General features: G+C 63.2%; 13 protein-coding genes. 6 read left to right on the top strand and 7 right to left on the bottom strand.

Features of this window, described 5'->3' with window-relative positions; all coding sequences use genetic code 11:
• Positions 1-98 precede the first annotated feature (98 nt).
• The 5 genes from AC3G2C_RS14890 to thrC all read left to right on the top strand — a co-directional run bounded on the left by AC3G2C_RS14890 (position 99) and on the right by thrC (position 5,911).
• On the top strand, positions 99-2,084 hold the full coding sequence (locus tag AC3G2C_RS14890; RefSeq protein WP_488385407.1) for a bifunctional 2',3'-cyclic-nucleotide 2'-phosphodiesterase/3'-nucleotidase: 1,986 nt from the start codon (positions 99-101) through the stop codon (positions 2,082-2,084).
• Positions 2,085-2,213: 129 nt separating this feature from the next.
• Positions 2,214-2,363 carry a hypothetical protein gene (locus AC3G2C_RS14885; RefSeq protein ID WP_488385406.1) on the top strand — a complete coding sequence of 50 codons (150 nt, stop codon included), beginning with the start codon at positions 2,214-2,216 and terminating at the stop codon, positions 2,361-2,363.
• A 94-nt stretch (positions 2,364-2,457) separates the two neighbouring features.
• Positions 2,458-3,609, top strand: coding sequence for a homoserine dehydrogenase family protein (locus tag AC3G2C_RS14880; protein ID WP_488385405.1), 1,152 nt, complete (start codon positions 2,458-2,460; stop codon positions 3,607-3,609).
• A gap of 20 nt (positions 3,610-3,629) precedes the next feature.
• On the top strand, positions 3,630-4,580 hold the full coding sequence (locus AC3G2C_RS14875; protein ID WP_488385404.1) for a homoserine kinase: 951 nt from the start codon (positions 3,630-3,632) through the stop codon (positions 4,578-4,580).
• Positions 4,577-5,911 (top strand): threonine synthase, encoded by a 1,335-nt coding sequence (thrC, locus tag AC3G2C_RS14870; RefSeq protein ID WP_488385403.1) that lies wholly within the window; start codon positions 4,577-4,579, stop codon positions 5,909-5,911. Before AC3G2C_RS14875 ends, thrC begins: the two co-directional genes overlap by 4 nt.
• Positions 5,912-5,945: 34 nt before the next feature.
• Here the strand turns inward: thrC and AC3G2C_RS14865 are convergent, their stop codons facing one another.
• The 7 genes from AC3G2C_RS14865 to AC3G2C_RS14835 all read right to left on the bottom strand — a co-directional run bounded on the left by AC3G2C_RS14865 (position 5,946) and on the right by AC3G2C_RS14835 (position 14,264).
• On the bottom strand, positions 5,946-7,181 hold the full coding sequence (locus AC3G2C_RS14865) for an MFS transporter (RefSeq protein ID WP_488385402.1): 1,236 nt from the start codon (positions 7,179-7,181) through the stop codon (positions 5,946-5,948).
• Complete coding sequence (locus tag AC3G2C_RS14860) at positions 7,181-8,344, bottom strand: cysteine desulfurase family protein (protein WP_488385401.1); 1,164 nt, start codon at positions 8,342-8,344, stop codon at positions 7,181-7,183. The genes AC3G2C_RS14865 and AC3G2C_RS14860 overlap by 1 nt, the downstream gene beginning before the upstream one ends.
• Positions 8,344-9,111 carry a hypothetical protein gene (locus AC3G2C_RS14855; protein WP_488385400.1) on the bottom strand — a complete coding sequence of 256 codons (768 nt, stop codon included), beginning with the start codon at positions 9,109-9,111 and terminating at the stop codon, positions 8,344-8,346. The genes AC3G2C_RS14860 and AC3G2C_RS14855 overlap by 1 nt, the downstream gene beginning before the upstream one ends.
• 486 nt (positions 9,112-9,597) lie before the next feature.
• Entirely contained in the window at positions 9,598-10,755 is a 1,158-nt protein-coding gene (nagA, locus tag AC3G2C_RS14850) for an N-acetylglucosamine-6-phosphate deacetylase (RefSeq protein ID WP_488385399.1), read from the bottom strand.
• Positions 10,755-11,789, bottom strand: a complete 1,035-nt coding sequence (locus AC3G2C_RS14845; RefSeq protein ID WP_488385398.1) for an SIS domain-containing protein — start codon at positions 11,787-11,789, stop codon at positions 10,755-10,757. The genes nagA and AC3G2C_RS14845 overlap by 1 nt, the downstream gene beginning before the upstream one ends.
• A gap of 53 nt (positions 11,790-11,842) precedes the next feature.
• Complete coding sequence (locus AC3G2C_RS14840; protein ID WP_488385397.1) at positions 11,843-12,895, bottom strand: LacI family DNA-binding transcriptional regulator; 1,053 nt, start codon at positions 12,893-12,895, stop codon at positions 11,843-11,845.
• Positions 12,896-12,977: 82 nt separating this feature from the next.
• The gene (locus AC3G2C_RS14835) at positions 12,978-14,264 is read right to left on the bottom strand and encodes a sugar MFS transporter (RefSeq protein WP_488385396.1); all 1,287 of its coding nucleotides are present in this window, start codon (positions 14,262-14,264) and stop codon (positions 12,978-12,980) included.
• 415 nt (positions 14,265-14,679) lie between these two features.
• Between AC3G2C_RS14835 and glk the strand changes: the two genes are divergently transcribed.
• Positions 14,680-15,729 (top strand): glucokinase, encoded by a 1,050-nt coding sequence (gene glk / locus AC3G2C_RS14830; protein ID WP_488385395.1) that lies wholly within the window; start codon positions 14,680-14,682, stop codon positions 15,727-15,729.
• The last annotated feature ends 58 nt before the right edge of the window (positions 15,730-15,787 follow it).

Below are 15,787 nucleotides of genomic sequence, written 5' to 3'. Positions count from 1 at the left end.
GGCGGCCCCAAGCGGTTCAGCAGCGGTTTCGCTGGGCCTGAGACCGGTCGGTCTGTTAGCGTTCCCAACCCCCACCTAGCTAACGCGGATTGCTCGCCATGCTGTTTCGCCTGCGCCCCCTCGCCCTCGTCGCCACGGCCTTGCTCGCCGGGTGCGCCCACCAGGCTTCCCGCCCGGTCGCGCTGCCCGACGGCACGCGCGCCCAGGTCGCCATCCTGGAGACCACCGACGTGCACGCCAACGTGCTCAGCTACGACTACTACAAGCAGCGCGAGGACACTTCGGTCGGTTACGAGCGCACCGCCACGCTGATCCGCCAGGCGCGCGGGCAGTTCCGCAACAGCTTCCTGTTCGACAGCGGCGACACCATCCAGGGCAGCGTGCTGGCCGACTACCAGGCACAGGTGAAGCCGATCGGTTGCGGCGAGGAGCTGGGAATTTATCGCGCCATGGACGCCATGGGCTACGACGGCGGCACCGCCGGCAATCATGAGTTCAACTACGGCCTGGGCTTCCTCTCCCAGGTCACCGGCACGCCCATGAACGTGGACGGCGGCCGCAGCGACCGTTGCGCGGGGCCGCACTTCCCGCTCGTGCTGGCCAACGTGTTCAGCGCCCGCGACGGCGCACCGATCTTCCAGCCCTGGACGGTGGTGCAGAAGACCATCCGCGTGACCACGCCCGACGGCGCCACCCGCGAGGTGCCGCTCAAGGTCGGCATTATCGGCTTCACTCCGCCGCCGATTCTGGATTGGGACAAGCAGAACCTGGCCGGCAAGGTCACCGTCACCGGGGTGGTGGAGGCCGCCAAGAAATACCTGCCCGCGCTTGAGGCCGAGCATCCCGACCTCGTGGTGGCCGTGTTGCACGGCGGCCTCAATACCGAGCCCTATACCCCGGACCAGGAAAACGGCGGCTGGCACCTGGCCGGCGTGCCCGGCATCGACGTGCTGTTGATGGGTCACTCGCACACCGAGTTCCCCGGCCCGCACTACAAGGGCCTGCCCGAAGTCGACGCCGAGCGCGGTTTCGTGCGCGGCAAGCCAGCCATCATGGGGGGCTTCTTTGGCAAGGACCTGGGCGTGATCGACCTGGCACTGGCCCGCAAGGATGGCCGCTGGGTGATCGATGCCAGCCAGACCCACAGCGAAGTACGCCCGATTTGCCCCAAGAAGAACGAATGCGTGCCGGCCGACCCTGCCATCGCCCCGCTGGTGGCGCAGGCACACAAGGCGGCGGTGGCCTACGTGAATACCCCCATCGGCGACACCCTGGTGCATCTGAGCAGCTACTTCGCCGATGAGGGCAATATGACAGCGCTAGCGCCGATTAACGCGGCCATGCGCGACTACGTGAAAGCCGAGCTGGCCAAGACCCGCCCAGACCTGACCGACCTGCCAGTGCTCTCGGCGGCGGCGGCGTTCCGTACAGGCTTTGGCGGCCCTGACGACTACACCGATGTGGCCCCCGGCCCGCTCACCCTGCGCAGCGCGGCCGACCTGTACTTCTATCCCAACACCCTCGCCGCGGTGCAGGTGGACGGCGCCGGCCTCAAGGCATGGCTGGAGACCTCGGCCGAGCGCTTCAACCGCATCGAGCCAGGCAAGGAGGGCGAACAGGCGCTCATCAACGACCACTACCCGGGCTTCAACTTCGACCAGTTGCAGGGTGACCTGAGCTACGAGATCGACGTGTCCAAGCCGGTGGGCGAGCGCATCCTCAAGCTCAGCTACCGTGGCAAGCCGGTGACGTCGAAGCAGCGATTCATCGTGGCCACCAACAACTACCGCGCCAGCGGCGGCGGTAACTTTCCGGGTCTGGATGGCAAGAACATTGTGCTGGCCGCGCCGGATGGCGCCCGCGAGATCCTCGCCAAGTGGCTGCAGAAAAAGCAGACCCTCACCGCCAAGGAGCTGCCCCGCACCTCGTGGCGCTTCGCCCCGTTGAAGACGCGCGGCGAGGTGGTGTTCAAGGGCGCGGCGGGCAAGGCCGAAATCGCTAAGGAAGCCGGTCTGCATGGCATTCGCCAGCTCAAGGATCACGGCGACGGCACGGCGACCTACGCCATCGACCTGTCGCACTGATCCAACGCGGCGCGGTGGCCCGGGGGTTGCCGCGCCGTGCTTAGGCTGAGCAGGCCAGGACGGCTGGACGTCCAAAGTTTCATCTGTACCTGTTGACTGCAATGCAGCAATCGCCCTAAGGTCGGAACCATGTCGCCGTCATTCCTGCCAGCACGCATGTGGTTCAACCCGGTTTCCACCGGGCACATGCTGCCGCGCGCCGGCGTCACGATCATCGCCACTACCACCACCACGACCACTATTACCACCGGGTCGGGGTGGGTGTCCGTGCGCGAGTAAGTTTCCCCTACGCAAACGGCCCCGCCCTCGATGAGGCGGGCCGGAGCACACCCCGAAACCCGCCAGCGAGCACGGGCCCCGAATGGAGGCTACCGTGAACATTGCTGCATCTCCCTTGCTTGAACAGCCCTCGCTGCCACCCCATGCCGTGGCGCTGCCGAGAGTCACCGCACGCACGCGCGTGCTCGCCGTGGGCGTCATCGGCCCTGGCCGCGTCGGCAGCGCGTTGCTTGAGCAGTTGCGGGTGGCGCAGCCGCGTCTGGCGCGTGCCGGATTGCAGCTCAAGCTGTGCGGCGTGGCAGCCAGCCGTCGCATGTGGCTGGACGCCGATGACCCCGAACTCAATGGTCGCCACGGCAGCGCGCAAACCTGGCGCCCGGGCAACCTTGACGAGTTCGTCGCCCATGTGCGCGGTAACGACGGACGCCATGCATTGCTCATTGACTGCACCGCCAACGAAGCAGTGGCGTCGCGCTATCCCGAATGGCTGGCGGCTGGCGTGCATGTTGTCACGCCCAACAAACTGGCCGGCAGCGGCCCGCTGTCTCGTCTGTCGGCCATTCGCGCTGCGTGCGGTGACGGTGCGCGATTCCGTTACGAGGCCACCGTGTGCGCGGGTTTGCCGGTCGTGCAGACGCTGCGCGACCTACTCGATACGGGCGACGAGCTGCTGGCGGTGGATGGCATGTTCTCCGGCACGCTGGCTTGGTTGTGCCATCGCCACGATGGCAGTCGTCCGTTCTCCGCGCTGGTGCGCGAGGCGCATGCGCTCGGTTATACCGAGCCCGATCCGCGCGACGACCTCTCGGGGCTGGATGTGGCACGCAAGCTGGTGATTCTCGCGCGCGAGGCGGGCTGGTCGTTGTCATTGGACGACGTGGAAGTGGAGAGCCTGGTGCCGCCCGCGCTGGCGGCGCTGGATGCCGAACAGGCCATGGCCCAATTGCATCTGCTGGATGACCCCATGGCCCAGCATGTGGCGCGTGCGCAGACTCAAGGTTGCGTGCTTCGCCATGTGGCCAGCCTGGATGCCAAGGGCCATGCCAGCGTGCGCCTGGCTATGCTTCCGGTATCGCATCCCTTCGCGCACACGCGCCTCACCGACAATATCGTGCAGTTCACCACGCAGCGTTACCGCGATAATCCGATGCTGGTACAAGGCCCCGGCGCCGGTCCGGAAGTGACGGCAGCGGGCGTGTTCGCCGATCTGCTGCGCATCGCCGAATCCCTGGAGGTGCGGGCATGAGTGCGCAATGGGCTCCCGTCATGACGTCATCGAAACACGCACTCAGCGCCCACGCCAAAGCCTATGCCAGCATCGGCAACGTGGCGGTGGGCTTCGACATCCTCGGCCACAGCGTCGCGGGCGCGGGCGATCGCGCCATCGTCCGGCGCATCGACGAGCCCACTGTGCGCATCGCGGCCATTCACGGCAGTTCGCATGCGTTGCCATTGGATGCCGCCAGCAATACCGCTGGTGCCGCCTTGCTCTCGTTGCGCCGCGCACTGGGTCTGCGCCACGGGTTCGAGGTGGAGCTGCACAAGGGCATTGCACTCGGCTCCGGCATGGGCGGCTCGGCAGCCTCTTGCGTGGCAGCGCTGGTTGCCGCCAACGCCTTGCTCGAGCGTCCGTTGCCGCGCGAAGCGCTGTATGGGTTTGCACTTGATGGCGAAGCGGTGGCCAGCGGCAGTCGCCATGGCGACAACCTCGGCCCAATGCTGCTGGGCGGTCTGGTGCTCGCCACGCGTGAGCGCTTGGTGCGGCTTAGCGTGCCAGACGCCTGGCACTGCGCCCTCGTGCATCCGCATGTGGTGTTGGAAACGCGCCGTTCGCGCGCCGTGCTGACGGAGGGCTTCGCCTTGTCCGAGGTGGTAGCTCAGCACGGCAACCTTGCTTTGGTGCTAGTCGGTTGCCAGCGCGGCGACGCGTCGCTGGTGCGCGAAGGCCTCAAGGACGTGCTGGTGGAACCTCGCCGCGCGCCGCTGGTCCCAGGCTTTGCCCGTGTGAAGCAGGCTGCCCTGGATCATGCCGCGCTGGGCGCGAGCATCTCCGGCGGTGGTCCCAGCGTGTTCGGATGGTACGAGCGTCGTGCCGATGCCGAGCGCGCGGCGGCGGCCATGGTGGCCGCCTTCGCCGAGCAAGGCATCGCCAGCGACGCGCTGGTATCACCCATCAATGGGCCGGCCGCCGAGCTGGTCGACGAGGACGCTGCATGAGCGAGCCCTTGCACTACCGCAGCACGCGCAGCGCGCAGCACACCGCGCGCATCGATGAGGTCATCGCTGCCGGTCTCGCACCGGATGGCGGCCTCTACGTACCCGAGGCATTGCCGCGGTTGGACACTTCCGCTTTCGACCCACACGGTGCGCTGGCCGATACCGCTATCGCGTTACTCGACCCCTTCTTTCGGGGCAGCGAGCTGGCTGCCGCGTTGCCCGCCATCTGTCGCGAAGCGCTGGATTTCCCGGTGCCGCTGCGCGCTCTACCGCACCACCCGCATGCGCAGGTGCTGGAGTTGTTCCACGGCCCCAGTGCCGCCTTCAAGGATGTCGGTGCGCGCTTTCTGGCCGCGTGCTTCCGTCGCCTGCGCCAGCCCACCCAGGCACCGCTCACCATCCTGGTGGCCACATCCGGCGATACGGGCGCGGCGGTGGCGGCTGCGTTCCATCGCCAACCTGGCGTGCGCGTTGTCATTCTTTATCCGGATGGTCGCGTATCGCCGCGCCAGGCGCATCAGCTGGGTTGCTTCGGCGACAACGTGCAGGCCTTGCGCGTGGCGGGCAGCTTCGACGATTGCCAGCGCATGGTGAAGGCCGCCCTGAACGATGCCTCGGTTCAGGCGGTGACGCCGTTGTCCTCGGCCAACAGCATCAGCCTGGGTCGCCTGTTGCCGCAGATGAGCTACTACGCGCACACCGCGCTGGCGTGGTGGTGGCAGCATCGCGAACCGCTCAACTTCATCGTGCCCACGGGCAACCTGGGGAATGCGCTCGCTTGCGTGTGGGTACGTGAGATGGGTTTGCCGGTGGGAGAGATCCGCCTCGCTTGCAATGCCAACGCCACCTTGCCGGAATTCTTTGACGGTGCAGCGTATGCGCCGCGCGCCGCGGTGCCGACGCTCGCCAATGCGATGGACGTGGGCGCGCCGAGCAACTTCGAGCGACTGAGCTGGACGTTTCCGCATGAGCACGAACTGCGTGCGCAACTGCAGGCCAGCAGCGTGGATGACGACACCATCCGCGCCACTCTGCTACGTCATGCGCGCGAGCACGGCGAGTTGTTCTGTCCACATACCGCGACTGCCATGCACCTGTTCGATGCCCTACCTAACGTGCAAAAAAAGCCGTGGACGATGGTGGCGACGGCGCATCCGGCCAAGTTCGATAGTGTGGTGGAGCCGCTGGTGGGTCACGCGCTGGAGGTACCAACCGCACTCGCGGTGATGCTGGCGCGCCCGGCCAGCGCCGAGCCGATGGTGGCCAGCGACGCAGCGTTGAAGCATTGGCTGTTGGATCGCGTGGGAAAGGATTGGGCGGTGGCGAGCTGAGATGAGGCACTCTTTGCATGCGTCTCACTGGGCTTCAGCGGTCTTGGTATCGATTTGGCGCGATACCTCTGCGCAGACTCGTTTTGGATGAAGAAGACATCGCAGATGCTGATATCGCAAGTTCAGAGGCGGCAATCGCCGCTATGGTCAAAACGAGACACGTCGAACCAAACTTGATCAAGATCCACTGACCTATGACGGGGAAACCAAATATTCCAACAAAGTAGGAGAGCACAAACCAGCATAGGGCGGAGTGTCTGTCTTTGGGATCCGTCCTGTTGACCGCCCAGGTTTGAATGGCTGGATAAGCAAGCCCATAGCCTAGGCCAGTGAGGATGGCCGCGAGTAGATGAAAGGCCGGAGAGTACGGAATTCCAAGCAGAAAGGTGACGCCGACCGCCATGATGGCCAACAACGATGTTGTTGCATGCAGGGGCGAGTAGCGCGCCAGCCTTCCAGCCAGTGCCAGGCGTGCGGTAATAGCTGTTGCTGCATATACCAAGAAAAACAGACTGGCACTCGCCCGAGTGCCAGCGGTGAGTGCTGTCTGGAAAGCCATGGTTCCGGAGAAGACGCATCCGCCTAAGCCAACCATCAGTATCGGCTTTATCGCTTCGGTACGAGAGATTGCACTCAGATTGCGAACCCAGGCACGCGTTGTTGGTATGTTCCTGTGGATGGGGGCCGCAATGGAGAACTTCAAAAATAGAATGGAACCTACGACGCTTACAAGAATGACGCACGCTAGTGCTGCGCGCGTATCAGTGGCTTGCCTGTCCATCAGTGCGCCAAGAAGAACGGGTGATCCACAAATCCCGGCCATCTGGAACGCGCTAAATCTTGTGAACCAGGTTACGCGATCGGCGTCAGCGATCCGCTCCGATAGAGACATGGGTGCGCCAATGTAGAACATTCCCCAGCCCAGCCCAACCAAGAAGCCTGCGAAGCCGGTGGAGAATATGCTATGTAATGGCGCGAAGGAGAAGATTGCATATCCACACGCTATAGCCATCGCTGCGAGAGCAGTCAGTCGTGGCGCGTCGATTCTTCCAGACCACCAGCCAACAACAGGTACGCCAATCAGGGTTCCTATCAAGGCAGCAAAGATCGCCTGACTGGCATCTGTCTCGCCACCACCGTGCATTTTATAGTGCAAAGGAAGCAAGAAGGTGGCGCCGTATCCGGTTGCAACGAACGTTGTCCCAAAGAGCAAGCTCAAAGCGGAAGAATGTCTCATCGGATCGATGCCTGGCTTGATTCCGTCGCTCATCAGGCTGGTGCCATGGACCTCAGTCTCTCGACGGACTGTATGACTTCCTGGCTGACGTACGCAATTTCCTCTGCCGTGTTGAATCGTCCGATGCCAAACCGCACGCTGGATCTTGCGGACCTGTCACTTCGACCCATGGCGGTTAGAACATGAGATGGTGAGGCTTCAGCAGACGTGCATGCGGAGCCAGATGAAAGTGCTATGTCTGGCATCTCGAGTAAAAGAGAGTCTGCGTCAATTCCGTGAAACGAAATGTTGATGAGCCCGGGGAGCGAGAATGGCAAGTTAGTATTGATGGTTATGTCGTCAATGCCAGACTCGATGGCTTCTATCAGCGCCAGGCGCAATGCATGGACCCGAGCAGATTCTTCCGCCATGCCTTCGCAGGCAAGCTTGACCGCCGATCCAAAGCCAACAATACCCGGGACGTTTAGTGTTCCTGATCGAATGCCCCACTCTTGTCCGCCTCCAACGATGAGGCCATCTATCCGATCCCTGACGCGGCACTGGTTTATGTATAGGCCGCCTACGCCCTTGGGGCCGTAGACTTTGTGCGCGGAGAAGGACGCAAGGTCGACCTTCATTGCTTCAACGTCAAACGGTACCTTTCCAAGTGCTTGAGTCGCATCGGTGTGAAATAGGATGTTCCTATCGCGACATGCCGCTCCAATCGCTTCGATGTTCTGAATGCTGCCTACTTCGTTATTTGCAAGCATTATCGATACAAGTTCAGTTTCCGCCGTCATTGCCGCAATGACAGATTCCGGAGCTACAAGTCCATTTGCCCCCGGTGGCACGTAGGTCACCTTGAAGCCGGTGGCCTCCAGTGCTCTACAGCTGTCAAGAACAGCCTTGTGTTCGATCTGGCTCGTAACGATATGGCCGCGTCCGCGAGTAGGTCTGAGGCAACGAATTGCTGTGTTAACTGATTCGGTTGCGCCGGACATAAAAACTATGTTCTCAGCGCTGTCGGCGTTTATGCATGAAGCAATGGTCCGTCGGGCTTCTTCTACTGCTTCGGCGGCGACCCAGCCGAAAGGGTGGCTTGTGCTGGATGCGTTTCCGTACTTGTTGGTAAGAAAAGGCATCATTTCCCCAAGGACGCGGGGGTCGATCGCCGTAGTGGCGTTATTGTCGAGATACACCATGCGTGCTGTGGTCATCAAATGTGCCCTCCGTGATGGCGCGCAGATGGCATGTCTATCCCGCGATCCTGCTGACCACTACTCGCCTCGATAAGTTGACCTTGAACGACTTTTCCATCTTCGTGAACGATGTTCAAACGTATTGATGTCGAAACGCCAAGAAGGTGGCTGAGTTGCATCCCTTTCACATAAGCGAGATCCCTGGACCACGGGCTGTCCTCAAAGAAAACCTCTAACGTGGCTTGTGCGCCATCTTCAGTGGAGGCGGCCTTGTCAAAGTATTCTTTCGTTATTACCGCGCAGGTCAGTTTCTCGGTCGGATGGTCGACGGGGTTAGAGCTTGGCGCGGTGGAGCCGCCTCTCTGGCGGGATACCATGCGATTGCGCACCGCTTCCGGGACGTCTTGCGTTGCAAGAATATGTGATGCATGTTGCCTCGCGGAGTCTTCATGGATAACGCGAATTGCATCAATCGGCACATCGTACTTGGCTGCTACGTGGGCATAGACGTTAACGATTTCGTCCCTTAAGTGCGCGAGTCGTGGATTTCGTTTTTGCGAGTTGGTTAGGTTTTCGCGGAGAAACTGCACTCGAAATATGCCTTGATGATCGAAAGCTAGAGATATCTTTGGTAGGCCTCCAGTTCTCTTTCTGAAATTCGTGGCGAAGCGCATCGCTGCTTCAAAGGCGTGTATCTGAGCCTCAACTTGGATAGTCTTGTCGCTTCCAAGATGAACACGCGAGTTGCCCGCGAGAATCGCAGTGCTGGCCTTGCATTCCGTCATTGTTCGCTTCCTTTGGGCGCGCGGATTTCCCTTTTGGGTGCCGACAGCTACTTAAGTTGGCCGGGATGGCTTCGGTGTGCCCCGTTTGAAGATGGGGCTGGATGCAGTGCCACGAGGTTACTGGAGCGTTCTGGAGCCGCTTGTCGGATTCGCTTGGCTCAGGAAGTCGGGGCTATCTGTGACAAACGACTCGGCGTGAGCGAAGTGCTGGTCCGATTTGTCGATATTCGAAGCGGAAACGACTTACACGAGCAGGGTACGGGCCCTGGCACCACTATCGAGACTGACTTTGCATTCCGTCGATAGCGCTGCTGTGATCATGGGCTTGCGTGCGGTGGGCAGAGGAATGCCAGCTCTTGCTGGAGTTATCACCCAAGCTTCATGGGGCCCGGCAAGAGGCAGTAGCACCACTTAGCGCATAGCCGTTGCGCGAGGTGATGGATTATTCGGTATGCCGTTTAAATTCAGCTCTTTGCGGGAGAGCGGTCAATGGGCGGCATAACGCACGCCGGCGATCCAGGTTTCATGCACCTGCAGGGCATCATCCAGCACGGCAAAGTCCGCTTGCTGCCCGGCGACGAGGCGTCCGCGGCTGCGACCCAGCCCCAGCCACGCCGCCGGATACGCGCTCGCCATGCGTGATGCTTCCGCTAGCGGCAGGCCCACCATATGAACCAAGTTGCGCACGCCGGTGGCCATGTCCAGTGCCGAACCGGCCAGCACGCCAGCGTCGCTCTGGCAAATGCCGTCGCGCGCGATGATGGTCTGGCCGTTGAGCACGTATTCGGGGTTGGCCGCACCCACCGGCGGCATCGCGTCGGTGACCAGCACGCTCTTGCCGCGCGCCTTGGCGGCAATCGCCACGCGCAGGGCGGCAGGGTGTACGTGGTGGCCGTCCACGATCAGGCCGCACCAGCTGTGCGGATCGTCCAGCGCGGCACCGACCACACCCGGCTCGCGGCTGCCCAGTGGCGTCATCGCGTTGTATAGATGGGTGAAGCCACACACGCCAGCGTCCAACGCAGCACGCGTGGTGTCGTAGGTGGCGGCGGTATGGCCGGCCACCACCAGTACGCCGGCCTCGCTGAGCTGGCGGATCACGTCCAGCGGCACTTCCTCCACCGCGAGGGTGATCATCACCACGCCGCGACGCTGGCGCGTGATGGCGGCGATGTCGTTCGCATCCGGCAGGCGGAACAGCGCGGCGTCATGGATGCCCTTGCGCGCGTTGGCGAGGAACGGGCCTTCCAGGTGAATGCCGAGCACGCCCGGCACGCCCTGTTCGATGGCGGCGTCCACGGCGTCGAGCGCCTGGTGCATCACCTCGGCGGTGTCGGTGATCAGCGTGGGCAGGAAGCCGGTGGTGCCGAAGCGCCGGTGCGCGGCGCCGATGGCAGCGAGGGCCTCCACCGTGGGTTCGGCGTTGAACAGCACGCCGCCGCCGCCATTGACCTGTACGTCGATAAAGCCAGGCAACAGGAGGCGACCGCCCAGGTCATGAATTTGGGCCGTGGTCACGCGCGCATCGTCGGCGCGCACGATGGCCTCGATGCGCGCACCGCGCACCAGTACCGCCAGGCCCCCCTGCGGGCCGTGGTCGCCCAGTACGCGGGCGTTGACGAGAGCAGTCAGGGGCGTGTTCATCACACGGTCTCCGTGACCTTGCGCAGATGCGGCGGCACGTCCGGGTCGTAGCCGCGTGCCAGTGCCAGCGCGCTCGCGGCGCGGTAGAAACTCTGCACGGCGAGCAGCGGCGTGACGATGGGCGCGATGTCGGCGGGCAGGGGCAGGGTGTCCGGCTCGTGGCTGTTGGGCGCGGCGATGAATACGCGCGCGCCGCGCGCACGGAACTCACGGGCCACGGCGAGCGTATTGTCCAGCGTGCCGTCGTCCTGCGCCAGGAACAGCACGGGGAAGCCTTCGCCCACCAGCGCCATCGGGCCGTGCTTCACTTCGGCCGCGCTGAACGCCTCGGCATGCAGGCCACAGGTTTCCTTGAGCTTGAGTGCGGCTTCCAGCGCCGCGCCAAAGCCGTAACCGCGACCCACGACGAACAGGTTGCGCGTATCGCGCAGGCCTTCGGTCAGTGCACTCCAGTCACTGTCCCAGCCGCGACGCAGATCATCGGGCAGGCGTTGCACCACTTCGTGCAGCACCTTGTCGTTGCTCCAGTGCGCCGTGAGCTGAAGGATCGCCGCGAGCGTGGCGAGGTAGCTCTTGGTGGCGGCCACGCTGAGTTCCGGGCCGGCGCGCAGCGGCACGAAGGTGTCGGCCATCTGCGCAAGCGGGGAGTCTTCCACGTTCACCAGCGCCAGCACGTGCGCACCGGCGGCCTTGGCGGCCTGCGCGCTGCGCAGCAGGTCCGGGCTCTTGCCGGACTGGGAAATAGCCACGAACAGCGCGCCATCCAGGTGCAGGTCGGCATCGTAGATGGAGGAGATGGAAGGCGATGCCGAGGCGGTGATCAAGCCCAGGCGAGTTTCGAACACGTACTTGGCGTAGGCCGCAGCGTGGTCGGAGCTACCGCGGGCACAGGTGACGATGAAGCGCGGCGGCTTGGCCCGCAGTTGTTCGCCGAGCGCCGCCAGGATCGGCGCGTTCTCGCGCAACTGGCGCTCGACCACGGCGGCCGTTTCATGGGCCTCGCGGAACATCAGGGTGGAGCTGGCTTCTTTCATCGTCTTTCTCAGTGGCAAGCGTGGGCGCGCCACGCGGGGTCGAGGTATGGGCCTCAACCCTTGCGGGGCGCGGAAGTTTGCGGTGGCGCGGTGGAGCCGCGCACGACCAGTTCGGGTACGAAACATTCGCTGTGCGGCGCCTCGTCGACGCCGCCGGCTTCGCGTTGTAGTTCGGCCATCAGTTGCAGCGCGGCGTGGCGACCGATGTCGCTGGTGGACTGGCGCGCGGTGGTCAGCGCGGGCCACGCTTGCTTGGAGAACGGGCTGTCCTCGAAGCCGGCGATGGAGAGGTTCCACGGCACGTCCAATCCGCTGGAACGGGCAGCGGCCAGCACGCCGGCGGCGATTTCGTCGTTGCTGCCGAAGATCGCCGTGGGTGGATCTTTCAGCGCCAGCAGCTTGCGTGCGCCGCGAAAGCCGTCATCGAACGCATAGCGGCCGGGCAGCACGAGCTTCTTGTCCAGTGGCAGGCCGTAATCCTTCAGGGCATCGGCGTAGCCCTGGTAGCGCTCCGGGCTGGAGCGGTGGTGCGGTTCGCCCCACAGGAAGCCGATGCGCTTGTGACCCATCTGGATCAGGTGTTCGGTAATGGCGTAGGCCGCGCTGCGGTCGTCGATGTAGACGCAGGGCGCGCCATCGTGCGGATCCTCGCGCGAGGAAATGATGCGCACGAAGCTGATGCCGTTCTCCGAGAGCGTGGCGATGAGATCGGCCTGTTCGGACATCGGCGGCGCCAGCACCAGGCCGGCAAGGCGATTGCGTTCCACCAGCGCACACAGCTCCTGCGCGAGATCGGGCGAGGTGGAATCGCACGGGTGAATCAGCAAGCCGAAACCACGCTCGCGGCACGCGGAAAGCACGCCATTCTGCATGCTGATCACGTAGTGAGCGTTGGGGTTGTCGTAGACCAGGCCGATGGCATAGGCATGCGCGCTGCGCAAGCCACGCGCGGAAGGATTGGGCTGGTAGCCCATGGCCTCAATCGCGCGTTCCACCTTTTCGCGCGTGTCCTGCCGCACCGAGGCTTCGCGATTGATCACGCGCGAAACGGTCTTGAGCGAAACGCCTGCGCGTTTGGCGACGTCCTTGATGGTGGGGGTGCGCAACGTAATGACTCCGGCAGAACAAGGTGGGGCATCGTAGCCCAGCGGGACGCGCCCTGAGGCGGCGCCCTGCGAGTGGCAAAGGTCAGGAAGCGTGCTGACCCACGCGATGGCCCCTCATGCCGTAATAGAGGATGTACAGGTAGCAGGGCACCATCAGCACCATGAATACCAGCTGGAAGTTGTAGTGCTGTTTCAGATGCACGAACAGTTGGGGCACCAGGGCGCCGCCGACGATGGCCATGATCAGCAAGGCCGAGCCTCGCTCGGTCAGGCGGCCCAGGCCGTGGATGGCGAGCGGAAAGATCGCCGGCCACATCATGGCGTTGGCAAAGCCCAGTGCAGCAACGAAACCTACCGAGATATGCCCCGTGGTGACGTACGCGCCTAGCGTAAACACCACGCCGAGCACGGCCGACACCGCCAGGTAGCTCTGCTGCGAGATAAAGCGTGGGATAAGCAGCAGGCCGGCGACGTAACCTGCCAGCATGGCAATGAGGGTGAACGAGGTGAAGTGCTTGGTTTCTTCCAGCGGCAGGCCAAAGCCCTGGCCGTAGGTGCCAATGGCGTCACCCGCCATTACTTCCACGCCCACATACAGGAACAGGCACAGCACACCCAGCCACAGGTGCGGAAAACTGAAGATGCCGCCCTTGGCGTGGCCGATATCCGACTCGGCATTGGCGCCGGCGGGTTTGATCTCCGGCAGCGGCGAGCGCACCACCCAGATCGCCAGCAACACCAGCAGGCCAGCCATGATCATGTATGGCATGTGGATCTTGGCGGCGAACGCATTGAGCAGTGCCTCGCGCGCTTCAGGCGTAGGCGCTGCCTTGACCTGCTGGTCGAACGTATCGATGCCGCTGAGTACCAGCGCACCAAACACCAAGGGGGCGAGCGCACCTGCCACTTTGTTGCAGATGCCCATGAAAGCAATGCGCTGCGCTGCGCTGTCGATGGGGCCGAGGATGCTGATGTAAGGGTTGGAAGCCGTTTGTAGCAGCGCCAAGCCAGCGCCGATGACGAAAAGCCCCAGCAGCGCGGGATAGAAGATGCGCATGCTCACGAATTGGCCGAACAGCACCGCACCGATGGCCATCACGAACAAGCCCAAGCCCATGCCCTTTTTCATGCCTGTGCGACGCAGCACGCTCGACGAGGGAATGGCCAGGAAGAAGTAGGAGAAATAGAACACGAGCGGCACCAGAAACGCCGACACGTCATCCACGTTGAAAGCTAGCTTCACAAACGTAATCAGCGGCCCGTTGAGCCATGTCACGAAGCCGAAAATGAAGAACAACACACCGATGATCAGCATCGGCACCACGCTGGAAGAGCGCGCCTCGCTGGCGGAAAGCGTAGTGGCAGACATGTGGATGGAAACCCCCGCAAATGACCGATGACTGATGGGCCATGGTGGCCCGACTCCCCCGAACGACCTTTTATCGACGCTAAGCGCAACGTTGTCAATTGTCGCACCGAATGGGCCTTACCGTGGCCTGTCGAAAGGGCGCTTGATGACTTCTGGCAGGGGTGCCAAATGGCGCGTTGCGGCACACATTTCGGGCCAATTTTTACCCCGGTGTTTTTGGCATAAATAACTTTAAAACAATAAATTAACTGCACTGGTCTGGAGCGGGTGCGACCGCCACTGCTGTCCTGCCGCATCGAATGTGTCAGGCGCAACCAATCTTCTTATTGACAACGTTGTCAGGCGTTACCAGACTCCGGCCAAATTCGGGGCAGCTTTGACAGTCCCGTGACATTGGGATGACGAGGGGATAGCAGTGGGGGAAGCCATCAGCCACGGCGCACGCGAGTTGTCGCCAGTAGCCATGTTTCTCGCGGCCGACGTCGGGGGAACGCATGCGCGCATTGGCCTGGTGAGCCCGCAGCCGGATGGTCCGCGGCCGGTCACCGTGCTTGAGTACCACCGCTATGCCTGTGCGGAATGGCCCAGCCTCACTGCAGTGCTCAAGGACTTCGTCGGTCATCTTGGCCGCTCCGTGCACGTGGATCGTTGCGCGGTGGCGAGTGCGGGATACGTGCTGGGCGACGCCATCATCAACGACAACCTGCCCTGGCCGGTGTCCATCCGCGACATCCGCGACAGCCTGGGCATTGCCCAATTGGCCGTGGTCAACGATTTCGAAGCCGTGGCCTATGCCACGCAGTTCCTCGGTCAGGCCGATACCGTCGCCGTGATCGAGAGCAGCGCGGCACCCGCCAGTGGCCCGGTGCTGGTGATGGGGCCGGGTACGGGCCTGGGCTCCGCCGTGCTCTTGCCGGGCGAACCGCATGCCACGGTGCTCGCTACCGAAGCGGGACAGATCGCGCTGGCGCCGGGCAACGAACGCGAAATCGAGATTCTCCGCTACTTTGCCCGCGACCGCGCTTACGTGTCATTCGAGCACGCACTGTCGGGCCCGGGCCTGCTCAATCTCTACCACGCGATCTGCGCGCTCAATCAGCAAGCGCCCGTGCTCGTTGAACCTAGCCAGGTCACGCAAGCGGCGCTGACGCGCAGCGACGCTGCGGCGGTCGAGGCGCTGGATGTGTTCTGCGGTTTGCTCGGCAGCTTTGTCGGTGACCTCGTGCTGCTCTACGGCGCGCGCGGCGGCGTGTTCCTGGCCGGCGGCATCCTGCCGCAGATCCGCGACGTGCTGCTTACCAGCAGCTTCCGTCAGCGCTTCTTCAACAAAGGCGTCATGCGCGCCTTTCTTCAACAGGTTCCCGTTCGATTGATGGAGCACGGCCAACACGGCGTGATCGGCGCGGCCGGCCTCTACCTGGATGGTCGGCATGCAAAGCCAGGAGAAATTGAAGTACCGCAGTAACCACCGTTGCACTGAACCGGGCGCGAGCCCAGATCACCAAGCCGCAGCCGGACAGCCC

Source organism: Frateuria sp. sgz306004, assembly GCF_057750885.1.
Note: the sequence above shows the minus strand (reverse complement) of the source record. Positions and strands in the feature narration are given on the sequence as shown.

What these genes read in the sequence shown, in the direction of transcription:
- AC3G2C_RS14890 (WP_488385407.1), top strand. Translation starts at nt 99, where the DNA reads ATGCTGTTTCGCCTGCGCCCCCTCGCCCTCGTCGCCACGGCCTTGCTC.
- AC3G2C_RS14885 (WP_488385406.1), top strand. Translation starts at nt 2,214, where the DNA reads ATGTCGCCGTCATTCCTGCCAGCACGCATGTGGTTCAACCCGGTTTCC.
- AC3G2C_RS14875 (WP_488385404.1), top strand. Translation starts at nt 3,630, where the DNA reads ATGACGTCATCGAAACACGCACTCAGCGCCCACGCCAAAGCCTATGCC.
- thrC (WP_488385403.1), top strand. Translation starts at nt 4,577, where the DNA reads ATGAGCGAGCCCTTGCACTACCGCAGCACGCGCAGCGCGCAGCACACC.
- AC3G2C_RS14865 (WP_488385402.1), bottom strand. Translation starts at nt 7,181, where the DNA reads ATGAGCGACGGAATCAAGCCAGGCATCGATCCGATGAGACATTCTTCC.
- AC3G2C_RS14860 (WP_488385401.1), bottom strand. Translation starts at nt 8,344, where the DNA reads ATGACCACAGCACGCATGGTGTATCTCGACAATAACGCCACTACGGCG.
- AC3G2C_RS14855 (WP_488385400.1), bottom strand. Translation starts at nt 9,111, where the DNA reads ATGACGGAATGCAAGGCCAGCACTGCGATTCTCGCGGGCAACTCGCGT.
- nagA (WP_488385399.1), bottom strand. Translation starts at nt 10,755, where the DNA reads ATGAACACGCCCCTGACTGCTCTCGTCAACGCCCGCGTACTGGGCGAC.
- AC3G2C_RS14845 (WP_488385398.1), bottom strand. Translation starts at nt 11,789, where the DNA reads ATGAAAGAAGCCAGCTCCACCCTGATGTTCCGCGAGGCCCATGAAACG.
- AC3G2C_RS14835 (WP_488385396.1), bottom strand. Translation starts at nt 14,264, where the DNA reads ATGTCTGCCACTACGCTTTCCGCCAGCGAGGCGCGCTCTTCCAGCGTG.